The sequence below is a fragment of the Microbacterium sp. Be9 genome, from assembly GCF_011754135.1.
GTDB lineage: Bacteria > Actinomycetota > Actinomycetes > Actinomycetales > Microbacteriaceae > Microbacterium > Microbacterium maritypicum_A.
This window is the reverse complement of sequence record NZ_WNWT01000004.1, coordinates 1,030,552-1,048,399: the sequence shown is the minus strand read 5'-3', so window position 1 is coordinate 1,048,399 and position 17,848 is coordinate 1,030,552. Positions and strand designations below refer to the sequence as shown.

Here is a 17,848-nt window from a genome sequence, read left to right as displayed (position 1 = left end):
GTCGGTCGAATCGAGAGGGCATCGGGACGACGTCCCGGGCGTGTCGATGCGAGAGGATGGAGTCATGTCCGAGATCGCAGCCGTCCCCGTCGCCGTGTGCCAGTTCGCGCCCACCGCATCCCGAGCCGACAACCGCGAGCGGATCGCCGAATTGACGGCCGATGCCGCCGCGCGTGGTGCGAAGCTGGTCGTGTTCCCGGAGTACTCGAGCTACTTCGTGGATCCTCTGGACGAGAGCCTCGCGGCGAACGCCGAGGACCTCGATGGGGAGTTCGTCGCGACCTTGGCCGCTCTGGCCGCCGAGTACGCCGTCGTGATCGTCGCCGGTCTCGCGGAGCGGGCCGCGGACGGTGAGCGGGTGCGGAACTCCGTCGTGGCGGTGCGCGGCGACGGCATACTCGCCGTGTACCGCAAGCAGCATCTGTACGACGCATTCGGGCAGCGGGAGTCCGACTGGGTCGAACCGGGTGAGCTGGGCCCAGCGGCCACCTTTGACCTCGGCGGTCTGCGCTTCGGACTCATGACCTGCTACGACCTCCGCTTCCCCGAGGTGGCCCGTTCGCTCGTCGATGCGCAGACCGACGCCCTCGTCGTGCCGGCGGAGTGGGTCAGAGGACCGCTCAAGGAGCATCACTGGACCACGCTGCTCGCCGCCCGTGCGATCGAGAACACCGTCTATGTGATCGCCGCGGACCACCCGACTCCGATCGGCGTTGGACATTCGCAGGTCATCGATCCGCAGGGCGTGATCCTCGCCGGTGTGGGCACTGCTCCCGGGATCGCGGTCGCCGTGGTGGAGGGGGAGACGATCGCGCGCGTGCGGGCGACGAACCCGTCGCTGCGGGTGCGGCGCTACGCGGTCGTGCCGCATGACACCGTCCCCGGCGGAGCGGTCGCCCCCGGGGCTCCCTCCTGATCCGCAGTCAGGCGGAGAAGCCTGCGAGACGCGCAGCTGCCTCTTCGAGCACGTCGACGCGCTTGCAGGCCGCGAAGCGCACCAGGCCCGAGTACTCGCCCCGGTGCGCCTCCGAGACGAAGGCCGTGAGCGGGATCGCGACGACGCCCGCGCGTTCGGGCAGAGCGCGGCAGAACGCTGCGGCGTCCGCGCCGCCCAGTGCGGTCGCATCGGCGACGGTGAAGTAGCCGCCCTGCGGGGCGTGCACGGTGAATCCGGCCTCCCTCAACCCGGCTCCGAGGATCTCGTGCTTTCGCGCGAGCGCGGCGGCCGCATCCGCGAAGTACGCGTCGTCCATCCGCAGCCCCACAGCGATGGCAGGCTGGAAGGGGGAGCCGTTCACATACGTGAGGTACTGCTTCACCGTCAGCACGGCCGTGATGAGCGCGGCCGGCCCGTGCACCCAGCCGATCTTCCATCCCGTCGTGGAGAAGGTCTTGCCGGCGGACGAGATGGTCAGTGTGCGCTCGGCCGCTCCGGGGAGGGTCGCGATCGGCGTGTGCGGCGCATGGAAGGCCAGGTGCTCGTACACCTCGTCGGTGACGATGATCGCGTCGTGCCTCTCCGCCAGACGCACCACCTCGCTGAGAACCTCGCGCCCGAACACCGCGCCCGTGGGGTTGTGCGGGTCGTTGACCAGGATGATCCTGGTGCGGTCGGTCACCGCTGCCGCGAGTCGGTCGAGGTCGGGCTGGAAGTCCGGGGCCCGCAGCGGGACGGTGCGAAGGCGCGCCCCCGCGAGAGCCACGGCCGCGGCGTAGGAGTCGTAGAACGGCTCGAACACGACCACCTCGTCGTCCGGGCCGTCGATCAGCGCCAGCAGTGCCGCGGTCAGCGCTTCCGTCGCCCCGGCCGTCACGATCACCTCGCGTGTGGGATCGACGGTCAACCCGTAGAAGCGACGCTGATGAGCGCTGATGGCGTCGAGGAGATCCGGGGTTCCGCGACCGGGAGGATATTGGTTCGCTCCATCTGCGATGGCCTGTCGCGCCGCCTCCAGCACCGCTGCGGGACCGTCTTCGTCGGGGAAACCCTGACCGAGATTGATCGCTCCGGTTCGGGCCGCTGCTGCCGACATCTCTGCGAAGATGGTGGGCGCGACGGTTCCGTCCGCAGCGAGCAGACCTGCACCCGCTGCTGTACGACGCCATGCGCCGGGAGTGACACTCATGAAGAACAGGCTAAGGCCATAGCTGAAACTCATCTTCGGCATAAGGAACGCACAGATACAGGCGTCATTCTGAAATGGTCGTCGAAGGAGCACACACCATGAACGAAGACAACCCCCAGGACCAGTCGGCACCCGCGTCGAACGACGCCGTGCCGTCCACCGAGGCCGCAGAGGTCGCCGCTCAGTCGGCGACGGATGCCGCCGCTGACAACGCCACACCGGCGCCCGCCACGCCGGCGTCGGCCGCGCCGGCACCCGTCACACCGGCGTCGGCCGCGCCGGCACCCGCTGCGCCGGTGCACGGGCATGAGATGCCGTCGACGTTCGCCTCGCAGGCCCCGGCCGCACCGGTGATCGCACCGGTCCCGCAGGGCTACGCGGCACCCGCCGCCACCGCGCCGGCAACCGCCACCGCGCAGGGCGCGGCGTTCGGCATCCCCACCACATCGTCGTACACCCAGCCGACGCAGCCGCTCGACGGCGGTGCCGGCCTTCCGGGCGAGGGGACGAAGACCAAGGAGCAGAAGCCGCGTAGCGGCGCGAAGTTCGCCGCTTTCATCGTCGCGGCCGCTCTGGTCGGCGGGGTCGCCGGTTTCGGCGGAGGCGCTCTGCTGAACGGGCTCCAGGACCAGCCCTCCTCGGGCACGGCGACCGGGCCGCAGACGGTGACCGTGAACAACCCCGGTTCCGTCAACGAGACCACGGCTGTCGCGACCGCCGCACTCCCGTCCGTCGTCACCATCGAGGTGGCGGGCTCCGACCAGGCAGGCAGCGGATCCGGTGTCATCATCAGCGATGACGGCTACGTGCTCACCAACACGCACGTCGTGACGCTGGGCGGCGCTGTCGCGGATCCGACGATCCGGGTGACCACGTCCGATGGACGCATCTTCGAGGCGACCGTGGTCGGCACCGACCCGATCTACGATCTGGCCGTGATCAAGCTGAAGGATGCCAAGGGGCTCACCCCGATCGACTTCGCCGATTCCTCGAAGCTCAACGTCGGCGATACCGCGGTGGCGCTCGGAGCCCCGCTCGGGCTCGCGAACTCGGTCACGACGGGCATCGTGAGCGCGCTGAACCGGAGCATCCAGATCGCTTCCTCCGCTCTGCCCGACTCGTCCTCCGAGGACGCTCCGAACCAGCAGCAGACGCCCGATCAGGGACAGGGCCAAGGGCCGTTCCAGTTCGACATCCCGGGCAGCGGCACGCCGCAGACCTCGGACTCCATCTCGATCGCGGTGATCCAGACGGATGCCGCGATCAACCACGGGAACTCCGGTGGTGCGCTCGTGAACAGCAAGGGCGAGCTGATCGGTATCAACGTGGCGATCGCGAGCTCGGGAAGCTCCGAAGAGTCGGGCTCGATCGGCATCGGCTTCGCCATCCCGTCGAACATCGCCAAGCGGGTCTCCGACGAGATCATCGCCGACGGTGCGGCGACGCACGGCCTTCTCGGCGCCTCGGTCCAGGACGCGTCGAGCGTGCAGGGTGCCACCGTCTCCGGCGCGTACATCGCCAAGGCGACGGACGGCGGCGCTGCGGCTGCGGCCGGCATCCAGGAGGGTGACGTCGTCACCACGTTCAACGGAGTCCCGATCACCAGCGCGAGCGATCTCACCGCTCAGGTGCGTGCGGCGGCGGCCGGCAGCGATGCCAAGGTCACCTACGTGCGCGGCGGCAAGCAGTACGACGTCGAGGTGAAGCTCGGCGAACTCGCCGGCTGAAGCCCACCGCGCGCCGAGAAGGACGCCACCCCGCGATAGGCTCGCGGGGTGGCGTCCTTCTCTTTCGGCACCGGCAATGCGGCCAAGCTCCTGCGGATCCCGCTGTATGCCGTCGGACGCATCGGCACGGTCCTCCTTCCGCGCGGTCGGCGCTGGGTCTTCGGCTGCGGAGCCGGGGTGGGCGACGGCGCCCTCGCACTGCAGCGCTTCGCATCGGCGGCCGGCCACGACACGATATGGCTCACATCGTCGGAGCGCGAGGATCGGGATGCGGCGGCGCTCGGCATCCGGTCCGCGCGCAAGGGCGGGCTTCGCGGCTGGTGGCACACAGCGCGGGCCGGGGTGCTCGTCGTGACGCACGGGCTCGGCGATGTGAACCGCTACGCGAACGGCGGTGCCTTCGTGGTGCAGCTCTGGCATGGGATTCCCCTGAAGCGCATCGGCCTGGACTCGCCCGCGACCACCCAGGTTCCGAACGTTCCCGGCGCAGCGCTGCTCCGCCGTGCCGTCGGCATCCTCTACCGCGCGGCGGCCCAGCGCATCCGAGTGCTCCCCGCGGCTTCGCACCGCGCGAGAGGGCGTCTGGAGTCCGCCTTCGGACTCGGGGGCGACCGCGTAGTGGTGACTGGAGAACCCCGAGTCGACGTGCTCTCGCGTGGTGCGGTCGACGAGGTGCGGTCGGCGGCATCCACTCTTCTCCGTGCAGTGGCGGGAGAGATCCCGGAGACGGCGCGCTCCATCCTGTATGCGCCCACCTGGCGTGACGGTGCCCCCGACCCCGCGGTTCCCACCGCCGACGAGTGGATCCGCATCCTCCGGCTCCTCGAAGAACGTGACGCCGTTCTTTTCGTACGCTCGCATCCTCTCGGCGAAGGCGGTTATGCTCCGCCTCTTCCGAGCAGGCGGGTGCGCGCGCTCGGGGCCCCAGTGCTGTCGGACGTGACGCCGGCGCTCGCGGCATTCGACGTGCTCGTGACCGACTACTCGTCACTCGCGTACGACGTCGGTCTCCTGCGCATGCCGGTGCTCTTCCTGGCTCCCGATGCGGAGGAGTACGCCACCACCCGTGGCTTCTACGGTCGGTTCGATGACGTCGCGGGCCCGGATGCCGCCGCTGACTGGACGGAGCTGCTCGCGCAGCTCGACGCCCTCCTCGCAGACGATGCCGTCCGCGACGCGGCATCCGTCCGTTCCGCTACGCTCAGCGCGGAGATGCACGCGTATCGGGACGGACGCAACACCGAACGCGTCTATCAGGTCATCCGCGCACGGGGAATTCCCGCGCCGAAGGGAGCAGTATGACAACGGCCCGCATCGATGACGCGGCGGAGGCCCTGATCATCGAAGGGACCGGTCAGCGACCGGAGACGGCCGACCTGCGCGGACCGCGGGCGCACGTCGAGGCTCGTATCAGCGGAGGCGGCGCGACCTGGAAGGCGACGTTCCCGCTGCAGGCATCGCGTTGGGGCGGGCCCTCGCTCCCGCTGCCGACCGGCTCCTACGAACTGCGGATCGCCGGCGCCGACCTCGACGGCGTGCGCATCGCTCCGGTGGTGCTCACCGGGGTGCGCATCGCCGTCGAGGCCGGTGTCGTGCGCATCGCCGCGCCGATCGATCCGGTGTACGAGACGGCGGAAGGACGATCCACCCTCGAGGAGAGGTACGTCGCACAGGCGGGAGGCACGGAGAACGCCGTGTTCTTCGAGAGCTTCTACGGACGCAGCGTCGGCTGCAACCCTCGGGCCATCGACCGGGAACTGGCGGCGCGAGCCCCCCAGGTGCGACGGTATTGGAGTGTGGTCGACCTCTCCGTCGAGGTGCCGGAGGGCGCGATCGCGGTCGTCGAGGGCAGCCCGCAGTGGTGGCACGCACGCGGAGCCGCTCGACTGCTCGTGGTGAACGACTGGCTGCGACGGCGCTTCGCTCGCAAGCCCGGCCAGAAGGTGCTCCAGACCTGGCATGGCACACCCCTCAAGCGGCTCGCGCTGCACCGTCCCGGTTTCGATCCGCGCCGGATGGCGGCGGTCGTGAAGGAATCCCGGCGCTGGGACGTCCTGCTGGCGCAGAACCCGTATTCCGAGCGCATCCTCCGGAAGGCGTACGCCTTCTTCGGGCGACCGATCTGGGTGGAGGGATACCCCAGGAACGATGCGCTCACGACGGGTGATCCCGTCGCGGTCCGTGCAGCGCTCGGCATCGGCCCCGATGAGCGGGTGCTGCTCTACGCGCCGACCTGGCGTGACGATCGCGCCGAGATGGTCGACTTCGTCGACGCGGAGCTTCTGGCACGCCAGGCGAACGCCGTGGTCCTCGTTCGCGGTCACTCCCGCACTCTGGAACAGGGGCGGGATCTCGCCGGTGCACGGGTCATCGATGTGACCGGCTACCCGGAGACGGCGCGGCTGCTGCTCGCCGCGGATGCGCTGATCACCGACTACTCCTCGGTCATGTTCGACTTCAGCGTCACCGGCAAGCCGATGTACTTCCTGGTGCCCGACATCGATCACTATCGCGGACAGCTGCGCGGTTTCTACTTCGATCTCGCGGAGAGGGCGCCCGGTCCGCTCGTGCGGACGCAGGAGGAGCTCACCGCTGCCCTCGACGACGAGCGCCATGAGGCGACGTATGCGGATCGCTATGCCGCCTGGCGTCAGCAGTTCAACGCTCGCGACGACGGTCATGCCGCGCGGCGCGTGGTCGACCGCATCCTGGACCTCGGGTTCGTCACGGCCTGAGCGCGGCGGGGCGCGAGCACGCTCGCGTGGAACACCTCCGGCGAGAGATCTCGTCAGCGAGGGCGTCAGCTCGACGGTTTCCGTGCGAGGGGGTCAGGGCAGCGGGGTGTTGCGGGTGCCGAGACGCGAGGCGTCCACGGTGTCGTGGGCTCCCCGGAGCACGCCGCCGAGGAAGCCCAGACCCCAGGAGATGTGCATCGTCGGCAGGACGAGGAGCGTCCACATCCGCTGTCGCACGCCCCCTCCGCCGGGAGCCAGCGCGACGCCGAGGATGAGCAGCAGGTAGAGGGCGAGCGGTCCGTACACGAGAAGGGAGGCGACCATCGAGGCCACCCCGGTGAGCACGCCGGTCACCTGCAGGACCCCGACGAGGACGGCGAGGGCGACGACCACGACAAGCGCGGGCGGGGCGAAGTATCGAAGCCCGTTGCTCCGTCCGAACCGCCGAACGAGCTCGCCCCGCCAGGCCCCGGTGGCACGGAACTGTCGGGCCAGACGCAGCCAGCTCTCCCGTGGCCAGTAGGTGACGGACAGGTCGGGGTCGAACCAGACCCGATGACCTGCCTGGCGGATCCGGAGGTTGAGCTCCCAGTCCTCGCCGCGTCGAATCGACTCGTCGAACAACCCGACCTCGTCGAGCACGTCACGCCGCATCACGCCGAGGTAGGCCGACTCCGCCTCGCCTTCCTGGGAGCTCCCGTGATATGCGCCACCACCGAGCCCGACCGGCGAGTTGTACAGACGCGCCACGGCCTTCTGGAAGGGGGTGCGTCCTTCGGCATGCATCACGCCGCCGACGTTCGCGGAGTCGGTGCGTTCCAGGGTCTTCAGCGCCCGAGCGGCGTACCCGGGGGAGAGCTCGGAGTGCGCGTCCACGCGCACGATCGTGTCGTAGCGGCTTGCGCGGATCGCGGCGTTCAGGCCGACGGGGATGTGCGCCGCAGGATTGTCGAGCAGCCGGATGCGGTCGTCCGCGTCGGCGAGCCGTCGCGCGAGCTCGGTGGTGCCGTCCGTCGACGGCCCCAGCGCGAGCACGAGTTCGGTGGGAGCGTCGACATCCTGTGCGAGCACCGACGCGATCGCGTGTTCGAGGTATGCACGCTCGTTGAGCACCGGCATCACGAAGGACACCCCGGGCCGGGGAGTGGGGAATTCGTCTGCGGGCACATGACGATCATGGCACGGCGTCGACGGACGTTGCCTGAGGGTGTGGGAGGGGCAGACCTCGGGTACGTGGCTGGGGCTCAGCCGGAGGAAGCGACGCGGACGAACTATTCTGGAGGGATGGGTGCACTGTCTGACGCGAAGAAGGCATATCGTCTGCTGAAGCGGGCGCTCGCGTCTCGCACCGCGGTGCAGCGTGTGCGGCGGCGTCTCGCCGAGCGCGAACCGCTTCCGGCCGATCATTTCAAGGTCGCGGTCTACTTCGCCGACGGCGCGGTGAACATGTACCAGATGCGCCAGTGGTACCGCCCGCTCGCCGAGCTCTCGAAGCGCTGGCCCGTCGTCGTGCTCTCCCGCCAGGCGACCGGGACCGAGAAGCTGCTCGAGGAGGATTCGCCGCCCGTGGCTTTCGTGCCGAAGGTGCGCGACATGGAACGCTTCATCGCGACCCAGGACATCCGCCTGGTGCTCTACGTGAACCAGAACACTCGGAACTTCCAGATGTTCCGCTACGGGCGGCGTTGGCACGTGTTCATCAACCACGGCGAGTCCGACAAGATGTACATGACGACGAACCAGTACAAGGCCTACGACTACGCGTTCGTCGCCGGACAGGCCGCCCGTGATCGTCTCTCGCGCACGCTGTGGGACTACGACGTCGACCGCCGCACGATCGAGATCGGTCGCCCGCAGGCCGATCATTACGCCGGCACCCTTCCGTACACTCCCGATGAGCGCACCGTGGTGCTCTACGCGCCGACGTGGGAGGGAGACCGACCCAGCGCGCACTACGGTTCGATCGCATCGCACGGCGAGGTTCTCGTGTCTCGCCTGCTCGCGACCGGCGCCCACCGTGTCATCTACCGTCCCCACCCTCGCAGCGGGGTCGTCGACGAGGAGTACGGAGCCGCGCACCGACGGATCGTGGCTGCGATCCATGCGGCGAACACGGCGGACCCGAACGCACACCACATCTACGATGCAGCTCCGGAACTCGGTTGGCAGCTGACGGCGGCTGACGTCGCGATCGTCGACATCTCCGCGATGGTGTACGACCGGCTTGCGGCGGGGAAGCCGCTGATGATCACGCGTCCGACCGACGAGCAGGCATCGATCGACACGCAGGGCTACCTGGCGGACTGCGAATGGTTGACCGCCGAGGCGGCGGCCGACATCGTGGCCGAGGTCGACCGCGTCCGCGCGGATGAGGCTGCGATCGCCCGGTTGCGGATGTGGGTCCAGCACTATTTCGGTGACACGACGCACGGGGTGGCCACCGCGAAGTTCCATGCGGCTGTCGACGGCCTCATGCAGGAGTGGGAGCGCTGGCAGGCTCACGAGGTCGGGACCGTTCGAACCGACGAGGATGACGACGACGACGAGGAAGCCGACGAGGACTCCTGATCATGGATCTCCCCCTCGCGCGTGCGATCGCCGCTCGTCTCGATCTGGTGGGTGCCACCGGCTCCACGAACGCCGATCTGCGCGCGCACGCGTCCGATGCCGACGCGTGGCCGCACCTGGCGGTCCTGGTCACGCACGACCAGACGGCCGGACGTGGCCGCCTCGACCGCACCTGGACGGCACCCGCGGGCGCGGCCATCGCCGTCTCGGTCCTGCTTCGGGCGCTTCCCGCCGATCCTGCCGCGCGCGGGTGGATCCCGCTCGCCGCAGGGGTGGCCATGGCGGAGGCGATCGCTGAGCAGCTTCCGACGCACGACGTCGCCGTGAAGTGGCCGAACGATGTCCTCGTGGATGGACGCAAGATCTGCGGCATCCTCGCGGAAGCGACGACGGACGCCGTCGTTCTCGGCGCCGGCGTGAACACCGCCATGACGGCCGAGCAGCTTCCCGTGCCGTCGGCCTCGTCGTTCGCCGCACTCGGCGCCGTCGCGGACGACGATCTCCTGCTCTCCAGCTACCTCGAGAGACTCGACGGCCTGCTCTCCGCGCTGACCGTCACGGAGAACGCGGTCGTGAGCGGTCTGCACGGCGCCGTGTCGGCGCGGTGCGCGACTCTCGGGCAGACGGTGCGGGTATCGCTGCCGGCTGGACGCTCTCTCGAAGGAGTGGCGACGGCGATCGACCCGGACGGTCGTCTTCTCGTCGAATCCGAAGGTCTCCAGCACGCGATCTCTGCGGGGGATGTCGTGCACGTGCGCCCGGCCGGAAGCTGACACGCCGCCGCACAGACGGCTTTGTCGCAGATCACGGGCACAATGGTGGGGTGACCCAGCCTGTGACGCTCGGCGGGCGGCCCCTGATGCCGCCGCCCGGTACGCCTTCGGAGGAGCTGTTGATCGCGCGCTTCCGAAGCCACGCACGTCGGCTGTTCTGGTCGGCTCTCGTCCTCATCGCCACCTTCGGAGCGACGGCGTACTTCTTCGGCAACCTCCCGGCGGGGTTCGAGGACTGGATGCTCCTCGCCGCGGCGTGTGCGCTGTTGCTGTTCGCCGTCGTGCTGCCGTTCATCGTCTGGTACTCGCGGAGCACCACCGTCACGACGCGGCGGGTCATCGTCCGCCAGGGGATCGGTTCTCGTCGGCGCCATGAGATGTCGCATGCCCGGGGCTACACGATCGCCGTTCGGCGGGGGCCCTTGCAGCGGTTGTGGGGGTCGGGCACGATCACCCTCTCGAACGGCGTCGACGCGCCGCTGCGACTGCCGAACGTGCCGAACGTGACTCTGGTGCACGAGACGCTTGCCGACCAGATCGAGGTCGGGCAGATCCTCGCCCACCGCGACGCGCAGGCCGTCGGCGACTGAGTTCCCTCGCCGGGCATGCCGCGGAGCGAGCCGGCGCCGGCGACGCCCATCGGCAACCGGTCGTGCGCGCCCGGTCGCGTGCGGAAGAATGGGTGCAGACGAATGGAGGCGGCACATGGCGTTGCGTGTTGGCGTGATCGGCGGAGGACAGCTGGCCCGGATGATGATCGCTCCGGCGGTCGAGCTCGGGATCGAACTGCGGGTGCTCGCAGAGGGGGAGGGGATGTCTGCCGAGCTGGCGTCCACCGCCGTGGGCGACTACCGCGATCTTGATACGGTGCGGGCTTTCGCGGCCGGCGTCGATGTCGTGACCTTCGACCATGAGCACGTGCCGCAGGACGTTCTCCGACAGCTGGTCGCGGACGGCGTCTCCGTGCACCCGGGGCCGGATGCGCTCCAGTACGCCCAGGACAAGCTCGTGATGCGCGCGCGCCTCGCAGAGCTGGGGATCCCTCAGCCCGAATGGGCGGCTGTGCGCACCGCCGCCGAACTGCAGGCCTTCCTGGACGAGCACGCCGGAGCAGGCGTGGTGAAGACGCCACGCGGAGGCTATGACGGCAAAGGCGTGCGGGTCGTGCGTGCGGCGGAGGAGGCACAGGACTGGCTGGCGGCGCTCGCCGACGGAGACGCCCTGCTCGTCGAGGAGCTCGTCCCCTTCGTGCGTGAGCTCGCCCAGCAGGTGGCGCGTGGCGTCGGCGGCGAGATCGTCGCCTACCCCGTCGTCGAGACCGTTCAGCGCGACGGGGTATGTGCCGAGGTCATCGCCCCGGCTCCTGCCGCGACCGAGCGTTTGGTGGAGGTCGCGGAGTCGATCGGTCGCACCATCGCGGAAGGTCTGGGCGTGACGGGCATGCTGGCGGTCGAGCTGTTCGAGACCGACGACGAGCGGATACTCGTCAACGAGCTCGCGATGCGTCCGCACAACAGCGGCCACTGGAGTCAGGACGGCGCCGTCACCGGCCAGTTCGAACAGCATCTGCGGGCGGTCGCCGACCTTCCTCTCGGGAGCACCGCGCCGCGCGCCGCGTGGTCAGTGATGGTGAACATCCTCGGCGGCCCGGCCGAAGGGACGTTGGACGAGCGCTTCGGGGCCGCGATGTCTGAGCACCCGCAGGCGAAGATCCACACCTACGGGAAGGCGCCCCGGCCCGGTCGGAAGGTCGGCCACGTGAACGTTGCAGACGATGATCTCGACGATGCGGTCTACGTCGCCCGTGCCGTCGCCGCGCACTTCGTCTGATCAGATCGCATGTGGCGGCTCTTCGCCGACACATGCGCGGCAAGTGGTGTGCCGTTCGGGGAATCTCACAGCGGCAGACCGTACCCTGATCTGGTGACCGAGCCACTGCACTCTTCCGCCGAGCCCCTGGTCGGCGTCGTGATGGGATCCGACTCCGACTGGCGCGTGATGAGCGATGCATCTCAGGCGCTCACGGATTTCGGGATCCCCCACGAGGTGGAGGTCGTCTCCGCGCACCGCACACCCGACAAGCTCATGTCGTACGCGCGCGACGCGCGTTCACGCGGCATCCGCGTCATCATCGCCGGTGCCGGGGGAGCCGCCCATCTGCCCGGGATGCTCGCCTCCATGACACCGCTTCCCGTCGTCGGCGTGCCGGTGCCGCTCGCATATCTCGACGGCATGGATTCCCTGCTGTCGATCGTGCAGATGCCCGCGGGTATCCCGGTGGCGACCGTGTCCATCGGCGGGGCGCGCAACGCCGGTCTGCTGGCCGCGCGGATTCTCGGAACGTCGGATGAGGCTCTCGCCGATAGCGTCGAGGAGTACGCACGTGCGCTCGAGGCGCAGGTCGAGGAGAAGAACGAACGGCTGAAGGGTTCACTGTGACTCTTGCGCCTCCGCGCGCAACACGGCGCCCGCTCATCGAGACCCGGCCGCTGCGGCATCCTGATCCCGCCGATTCGGGGACGATGGTCAAACGCGGGTGGTGGCTGATCGCGGTGAACCTCCTGGTTCCGGGCTCCGCGCAGGTGCTCGCCGGCAACCGTCGCCTCGGGCGATTCGGTCTCGGTGCCACGTTGCTCTCCTGGTTCCTCGCGATCGTGGCACTGGGCCTCGCGCTCTTCGCCCGCCCTGTCCTGCTCTGGCTCACGATCGGTGGCGGGTTCTTCTCCGCCGTGGTCCTGACGATCGTGCAGGTGCTGCTGGTGGGGTACGTCGTGCTCTGGGCCGTGCTCACCTTCGACACTCTCCGCCTGGTGCGACTCGTGAAAGTGCCTGGGCCGTCCCGATTCGCCATCCCGGTCGTCGCGTTGGTGCTGTTGGGACTCGTGGGAGGCGGCGCAGGCTACGCTGCGACCGCCGTCGGATCGGTGCGCAACACGATCGGCTCGATCTTCGGACAGAGTGGACCGAGCGTGCAGCCCAGCGACGGCTACTACAACATCCTTCTCCTCGGCGCCGACAGTGGTGACGGGCGCGATTCGATGCGGTTCGACAGCATCTCGGTGGTCTCCGTGAACGCCGACACCGGGGCTGTCACGATCACCGGTATCCCGCGAGAGCTTCCGAATGCGCCGTTCAGCGACGGCAGTCCGATGCAGGAGCTGTATCCGAACGGGTTCGAAGGCCATGGCTCATCGACCTGCGGCTGGAACGGCTGGATGAACCATGTACGCAACGCCGCGGAGGTCTGTCGAGAGGATGGTGGCACCGGCCTCTATCCGGATGCCAAGGCCAACGGCTCGGAACCCGGGATCGAGGCGACGAAGGACGCGGCGGAGGGAGTTCTCGGAATCGAGATCCCGTACTACGTCTTCGTCGACATGCACGGCTTCGCAGAGCTCGTCGACGCTCTGGGCGGCGTGGAGATCGACGTCACCGAGCGTCTGCCGAAGGGCGGCCCGCCGGAGGGATGGACGGGCAGCGATGTGAACGAGTGGGCTATCGGATGGATCGAGCCCGGCAAGCAGCGCATGGATGGCGATACGGCGCAGTGGTACGCCCGCTCGCGGTACACCACCAGCGACTGGGATCGCATGAAGCGTCAGAGAGAGCTGCAGGCCGCGATTCTGGCGCAGTTCACCCCGCAGACGGTTCTCACGCGTTTCAACGAGGTGGCCGCGGCGGGGACGGCGCTGATCAGCACCGACCTTCCCTCCGACAAGCTCCCGGAGTTCTTCGATCTGATGCTCAAGGCCAAGGAGCAACCGGTCACCTCGATCGAACTCACACCCGAGACCGGCGTGGACGAGCACCAGCCCGACTACGCATTCATCCACGAGATGATCCAGCAGAAGCTGCATCCTCCGACGGAGACGCCGACTCCTGAGCCGTGACCCCGGGTGTCCCGGAGCGGCGGAATTCTGTGCTGGTCCGTGCCCGCTGGAGCGCGAGGTCAGTGCGCATGACAAAGCCCACGGTCGCCTCCCGAAGGAGAGCGGCCGTGGGCTTCCGGTGGGTTCCACCGGATGCACCAGACGACGGTGATCGGAGGGGGAGGGATCACCGTCGTCCAGTCGACCACCGCACGAGGCGGCAGCCGGACCTAGGCGCGCTTGCGGCGTGCAGCTCCGACCGCGACGAGTGCTCCGCCGGCGACCAGCGCAGCTGCTCCGCCGCCGAGGATCCACGGCGAGACGTTCCCGCCCGTGAGGGCCAGCTCGATACCCCCGCCGGTGAGCGGCAGCTCAGAACCTGCGGCCGCGACTCCAGGATCGTGGTCGCAGCTCACGGCAGCATCGTGGCCGTGCGAGACCGTGATCGTCGCCGTGTACGCACGCGAGCCGTTGAAGGCGACGGCGTAGGAGCCCTCTCCGTCGGACGGCGGACGGAACGTGAGCGTCAGGCTGCCGTCTCCGGCAGCGGTGTTGCCGGAGACCGCGGCTTTCCCTGCGTTGTAGCCGGAAACCGAAACGTTCACGTTCTCGGACGGCAGGAAGTAGCCCGGTCCGAACACGATCGTCGAGGCTTCGCAGATGTCGATGATCGGATCGCCGACCTTGGCGCCGGGAGGCGTCGGATACGAGTCGGACGACGCGGACGGAACCGTCGGCGCAGCGGTTGCGACGGTGGGCGCGACGAGTACGAGCGCGCCGGCGGCAAGGCTGATGGCAGCCAGTTTCTTCAGCATGATTTCTCCCCAGAATTTCACGCGGAATCGCCTTTGGATACACCCCTGCATCCAACTGCGTGACGTCGTCCTGCCCCCACGGCAGGATTGCGGACGTCAGATATTCCCCAGTGAGTCGACAGTACCCTATCGAGCTGTTAATGTCACGAAGCGCATCGGAGCGGTGATCGACTCGTGACGGGGGTGTCGATCAGCGGGGTGTGCAGCACTTCGGTGAGACGCTCACCTGCGCCGGTGCCCTGGAACTCGATCGTGATCGTGGTCGATTCTCCGGGCGCGAGGGAGACCTCGTGCTGCACCGCCGATCGATCCCCGATCATCGCCGTCTGCACGCCCTCCTCTGCGCCGTCCCGATCGATATGCGACGGTGTCGACCCCTCGGGGCCGTATACGGCGATCAGAGTGCGCACCGTTCCTGCCGGTACGCCGTAGAAGCCATCGGCCGTGACGTAGGCGGGCAGGGTGGTCGCGGCGTCGGCGGGGGCTGTGTTCGTCCACGTCACCCGCACCTGCGTGGTGGGTGTTCCCTGGCACGTGCCGACCGATGTCGAGATGGCGGCGCGGGTGTAGTAGTCCATCTTGCCGCCGGTGGTGTCGTTCATCAGCACCCCGACGGAGGTCGTATCGGAGGTGTCGTCGGGGATCGTCCCGCCCAGGGCGGAAGCCGCGAGCACGGTCTCCTCGGGCTCGTGGGCACTCCAGATGCGGATGCGTCCCTCGGCCGCCGAGTCAGAGAGAGCTCCGAGCAGTGCGCGCGGTTCCGCGCGGGACAGGGCGGCACCGAACAGGGCTCCAGCGGCCTGAGCGAAGATCTCGTCCTGTACCGCGGGATCGGGGACGGCAGCGTAGATCTCCGACAGGAGGATGTCGGTGATGTTCTCGGACGTGGCCGTGAAGGGGCCGAACGTGAGATCTCCGGTCGCGGCGATCAGATGCTTTGCGACGACGGCGTCCACGGCGATGACGCCGTCCACGGTCCCGCCGAACCGTCCCTCCCACCGCGCGGCGATGGCGGCGCCGGCCTCACGGAAATCAGGGATGCTGGTGAGATTCTGCAGATATCGGCCGGGGCGATCCTCGAACAGGGCGATCGTGGAGTCGCTGAGAGGCAGGCCGGTCTCCAGCGGAGGAAAGTCCCGAGTCGATGCCTGGGTCTGAAGCGAGATCTTGCCGCCCTCGGCATGCAGCAGGGCGATCGATCCGATGATCCCGCCCGAGGATCGCAGCTCCGCGTTGTTCTGCATCGCGAGCACATAGTTGCGCGGGCCTTCGCCGCCGAGCATCGTCGGCAGCAGCACGGCGGCGCCGTGGAGCGAGCCGACGACGGTCGCCGCCTCGTCGACCGATGAACGCATGGTGCGGATGGCATCGGCGAGCGGGGGGAGCGTGGCGTCCGCGTCGATGCGTCTGCCCTTCGACTCCGCGGTGCCGAGCGCCGTGTCCGCGGCGCCGAGCGGGCCGGCGATCTCGGCGAACGGTGCGAGGTCGATGGTTCCGCCGGCGAAGCCGAGGCTCGCCAGGTCGAAGTCCGCGGCAACATCCAGGAGCGGCGTGAGGGCGTCGTTCGACACATCGTCGGCGATCTCGGCGATGTCGCTCACAGCGCTGAAGTTCGGTCCGATCCAGGGGAGGGCGCCGAAAGCGTGCCACACCGGGTCGGAGGTCAGGGCGTGCGCAGACTCCGCGTTGTGAGCGATGCTCCGCGCGATCGGCCTCGCGCCGTCGAGATCACCGGTAGCGATCGAGGCCTTCAGCTGCGAGGCACCCTTCGCGACCTGCTGAAGGTCGTTCACGGCGCCGATCCCGCGGACGGTGACCCAGCCGACGGCGATGAGGAGAAGGGTCAGCAGAATGCCGACGGTCCACCCGATCCATCGGCGCCGGACGGGAAGTCGACCATCGCTCACCCGAGCATTCAAGCATGAACCGCTGCGGCCGTGGTGGGCGAAAACTGTGCGAACGCTGACACTACGGTGGCGCGGGCGCTGACCTCACGGGGGGAGCGGCACAGCGGGGATAGCCTGTGTGCATGGGTGCTCGACTGCGTGTTGTTCTGGATCAGCTCGTGGATGTCGTCGATGCCGATCACGCGGACGCCGCGGTGGGAATCACCGCCGGCCTGGTCGCGACCGCCCCCTCCGGTTGCGCCGTGGACGCCATCGTTCCGGCCGGCGCGTCCGTGCCTGTGGCGGGAATAGGGGACATCCGCACGCTCGGGATGGGGCGTCGTGAACTCGCCGCAGCCTGGCAGCTCGGGATCGCTCCGGGTGTCGGCGGCGGACTCATCCATTCGCCGACGCTGATGGCGCCCCTTGTGCGCCATGATCGGGTGCACGACAACCACCAGACCACGGTCACGGTGTGGGATCTGCGAGCCTGGGATGCGCCGGAGCTGCTGTCCAAGGGGAATGCGGCCTGGCAGCGAGGCATGCTCCGTCGAGCTGTGAGACATGCCGACGCGGTGGTGGTGCCGTCTCACGCCGTGGCTGAGCGTCTTTCGGAGCTGGCGAAGATCGGCGACCGCGTTCGGGTGATCGCGGGCGCACCGCCGCAGGGATTCGACGTTCCCTTCGACGCTGCTGCGCGTCGGAACGCGCTGTCGCTGCCCGACCGCTACATCGTGGTCAGCGGATCTCCGTCGGGACTTGCCGACGGCATCCGAGGTGCGGTGGCCGCGGGGCTCGACGCGGTGGTGTTCGACGCTCCCGAGGGGTCGGAACCACACTATGTGGAAGTCGCCTCTGCCGCCGGGCTGCCTGAGCGGCGCGCGCACGTCCGCGGGGTGCTGTCGATCGAGGATCGCGCCGCCATTCTCTCGGGTGCATCCGCCTATGTCGCCACCAGTGCCGTCGCCGGGTGGCCGTGGCGCGCCGTCGAGGCGATGGCACTCGGCATCCCGGTGGTGGCAGTCGACAGCGGGTCGCACCGTGATGTTCTCGCAGACGGCGGGGTGCTCGCTAGCGCCGATGAACTCTCCGAAGCCGTTGCCGCAGCTACCGGAGACTCCGCGACACGCCTCAGTGTCCTCGCCGCCGACCGTTCGCGAGCGTTCTCGTGGGCGAGCGCAGCTGAGCGGCTCTGGGCCCTTCACGCCGACCTCTGATTGGCTGAGAGCCACCTGCGCATACGTGCGACACGCCGGAAACTTGTGGTGCGATCCCGGCAACAGTGGCATCATCCCGCAACTTCCGTCACACTGGTCACATGTCTCGACGTGCCCCACGCTCGCGAAACA

Annotated in this window: 15 protein-coding genes; 11 read left to right on the top strand and 4 right to left on the bottom strand. The window is 68.8% G+C overall.

Annotated features, from left to right (window positions below; all coding sequences use genetic code 11):
• Nucleotides 1–64: 64 nt before the first annotated feature.
• Nucleotides 65–916 (top strand): carbon-nitrogen hydrolase family protein, encoded by an 852-nt coding sequence (locus GLO27_RS09220; protein ID WP_167254499.1) that lies wholly within the window; start codon nt 65–67, stop codon nt 914–916.
• A 7-nt stretch (nt 917–923) separates the two neighbouring features.
• On the opposite strand, the gene GLO27_RS09215 is transcribed toward GLO27_RS09220, so the two are convergent.
• Nucleotides 924–2,126 (bottom strand): aminotransferase class I/II-fold pyridoxal phosphate-dependent enzyme, encoded by a 1,203-nt coding sequence (locus GLO27_RS09215; protein WP_167254497.1) that lies wholly within the window; start codon nt 2,124–2,126, stop codon nt 924–926.
• 98 nt (nt 2,127–2,224) lie between these two features.
• Here GLO27_RS09215 and GLO27_RS09210 point away from each other — a divergent pair, with 98 nt between their 5' ends.
• Genes GLO27_RS09210 through GLO27_RS09200 form a run of 3 tightly spaced genes read left to right on the top strand, consistent with a single transcriptional unit; the run spans nt 2,225 to nt 6,588 of the window.
• Entirely contained in the window at nt 2,225–3,853 is a 1,629-nt protein-coding gene (locus tag GLO27_RS09210; protein WP_167254495.1) for a trypsin-like peptidase domain-containing protein, read from the top strand.
• Between the two features lie 48 nt (nt 3,854–3,901).
• Nucleotides 3,902–5,155, top strand: coding sequence for a CDP-glycerol glycerophosphotransferase family protein (locus GLO27_RS09205; RefSeq protein ID WP_167254493.1), 1,254 nt, complete (start codon nt 3,902–3,904; stop codon nt 5,153–5,155).
• On the top strand, nt 5,152–6,588 hold the full coding sequence (locus tag GLO27_RS09200) for a CDP-glycerol glycerophosphotransferase family protein (protein ID WP_029266770.1): 1,437 nt from the start codon (nt 5,152–5,154) through the stop codon (nt 6,586–6,588). Before GLO27_RS09205 ends, GLO27_RS09200 begins: the two co-directional genes overlap by 4 nt.
• 93 nt (nt 6,589–6,681) lie before the next feature.
• Here GLO27_RS09200 and GLO27_RS09195 read toward each other — a convergent pair whose 3' ends face one another.
• Nucleotides 6,682–7,755 (bottom strand): glycosyltransferase family 2 protein, encoded by a 1,074-nt coding sequence (locus GLO27_RS09195; RefSeq protein ID WP_292776374.1) that lies wholly within the window; start codon nt 7,753–7,755, stop codon nt 6,682–6,684.
• A 117-nt stretch (nt 7,756–7,872) separates the two neighbouring features.
• Between GLO27_RS09195 and GLO27_RS09190 the strand changes: the two genes are divergently transcribed.
• The 6 genes from GLO27_RS09190 (at nt 7,873) to GLO27_RS09165 (ending at nt 13,819) form a co-directional block, all read left to right on the top strand.
• Entirely contained in the window at nt 7,873–9,156 is a 1,284-nt protein-coding gene (locus GLO27_RS09190) for a CDP-glycerol glycerophosphotransferase family protein (protein WP_021200313.1), read from the top strand.
• 2 nt (nt 9,157–9,158) lie between these two features.
• Nucleotides 9,159–9,929, top strand: a complete 771-nt coding sequence (locus GLO27_RS09185; protein WP_167254491.1) for a biotin--[acetyl-CoA-carboxylase] ligase — start codon at nt 9,159–9,161, stop codon at nt 9,927–9,929.
• A gap of 86 nt (nt 9,930–10,015) precedes the next feature.
• Nucleotides 10,016–10,519 carry a PH domain-containing protein gene (locus GLO27_RS09180; RefSeq protein WP_208323730.1) on the top strand — a complete coding sequence of 168 codons (504 nt, stop codon included), beginning with the start codon at nt 10,016–10,018 and terminating at the stop codon, nt 10,517–10,519.
• A 115-nt stretch (nt 10,520–10,634) separates the two neighbouring features.
• Nucleotides 10,635–11,759: a 5-(carboxyamino)imidazole ribonucleotide synthase gene (locus GLO27_RS09175; RefSeq protein ID WP_021200310.1), complete on the top strand. Its 1,125-nt coding sequence runs from the start codon at nt 10,635–10,637 to the stop codon at nt 11,757–11,759.
• A 141-nt stretch (nt 11,760–11,900) separates the two neighbouring features.
• Nucleotides 11,901–12,368 carry a 5-(carboxyamino)imidazole ribonucleotide mutase gene (gene purE, locus GLO27_RS09170; RefSeq protein WP_036271441.1) on the top strand — a complete coding sequence of 156 codons (468 nt, stop codon included), beginning with the start codon at nt 11,901–11,903 and terminating at the stop codon, nt 12,366–12,368.
• Entirely contained in the window at nt 12,365–13,819 is a 1,455-nt protein-coding gene (locus GLO27_RS09165; RefSeq protein WP_029266776.1) for an LCP family protein, read from the top strand. Before purE ends, GLO27_RS09165 begins: the two co-directional genes overlap by 4 nt.
• 209 nt (nt 13,820–14,028) lie before the next feature.
• Here GLO27_RS09165 and GLO27_RS09160 read toward each other — a convergent pair whose 3' ends face one another.
• Together GLO27_RS09160 and GLO27_RS09155 are read right to left on the bottom strand one after the other, a co-directional pair.
• Entirely contained in the window at nt 14,029–14,613 is a 585-nt protein-coding gene (locus tag GLO27_RS09160; protein ID WP_021200307.1) for a hypothetical protein, read from the bottom strand.
• Between the two features lie 143 nt (nt 14,614–14,756).
• Nucleotides 14,757–16,520, bottom strand: coding sequence for a DUF4012 domain-containing protein (locus GLO27_RS09155; RefSeq protein WP_167254487.1), 1,764 nt, complete (start codon nt 16,518–16,520; stop codon nt 14,757–14,759).
• A 122-nt stretch (nt 16,521–16,642) separates the two neighbouring features.
• On the opposite strand from GLO27_RS09155, the gene GLO27_RS09150 reads away from it, so the two are divergent.
• Nucleotides 16,643–17,716: a glycosyltransferase gene (locus GLO27_RS09150; RefSeq protein ID WP_167254485.1), complete on the top strand. Its 1,074-nt coding sequence runs from the start codon at nt 16,643–16,645 to the stop codon at nt 17,714–17,716.
• Nucleotides 17,717–17,848 lie beyond the last annotated feature (132 nt).

Coding starts and splice junctions, on each gene's coding strand:
- GLO27_RS09220 (WP_167254499.1), top strand. CDS start 65: ATGTCCGAGATCGCAGCCGTCCCCGTCGCCGTGTGCCAGTTCGCGCCC.
- GLO27_RS09215 (WP_167254497.1), bottom strand. CDS start 2,126: ATGAGTGTCACTCCCGGCGCATGGCGTCGTACAGCAGCGGGTGCAGGT.
- GLO27_RS09210 (WP_167254495.1), top strand. CDS start 2,225: ATGAACGAAGACAACCCCCAGGACCAGTCGGCACCCGCGTCGAACGAC.
- GLO27_RS09200 (WP_029266770.1), top strand. CDS start 5,152: ATGACAACGGCCCGCATCGATGACGCGGCGGAGGCCCTGATCATCGAA.
- GLO27_RS09190 (WP_021200313.1), top strand. CDS start 7,873: ATGGGTGCACTGTCTGACGCGAAGAAGGCATATCGTCTGCTGAAGCGG.
- GLO27_RS09185 (WP_167254491.1), top strand. CDS start 9,159: ATGGATCTCCCCCTCGCGCGTGCGATCGCCGCTCGTCTCGATCTGGTG.
- GLO27_RS09180 (WP_208323730.1), top strand. CDS start 10,016: ATGCCGCCGCCCGGTACGCCTTCGGAGGAGCTGTTGATCGCGCGCTTC.
- GLO27_RS09175 (WP_021200310.1), top strand. CDS start 10,635: ATGGCGTTGCGTGTTGGCGTGATCGGCGGAGGACAGCTGGCCCGGATG.
- purE (WP_036271441.1), top strand. CDS start 11,901: ATGGGATCCGACTCCGACTGGCGCGTGATGAGCGATGCATCTCAGGCG.
- GLO27_RS09160 (WP_021200307.1), bottom strand. CDS start 14,613: ATGCTGAAGAAACTGGCTGCCATCAGCCTTGCCGCCGGCGCGCTCGTA.
- GLO27_RS09150 (WP_167254485.1), top strand. CDS start 16,643: ATGGGTGCTCGACTGCGTGTTGTTCTGGATCAGCTCGTGGATGTCGTC.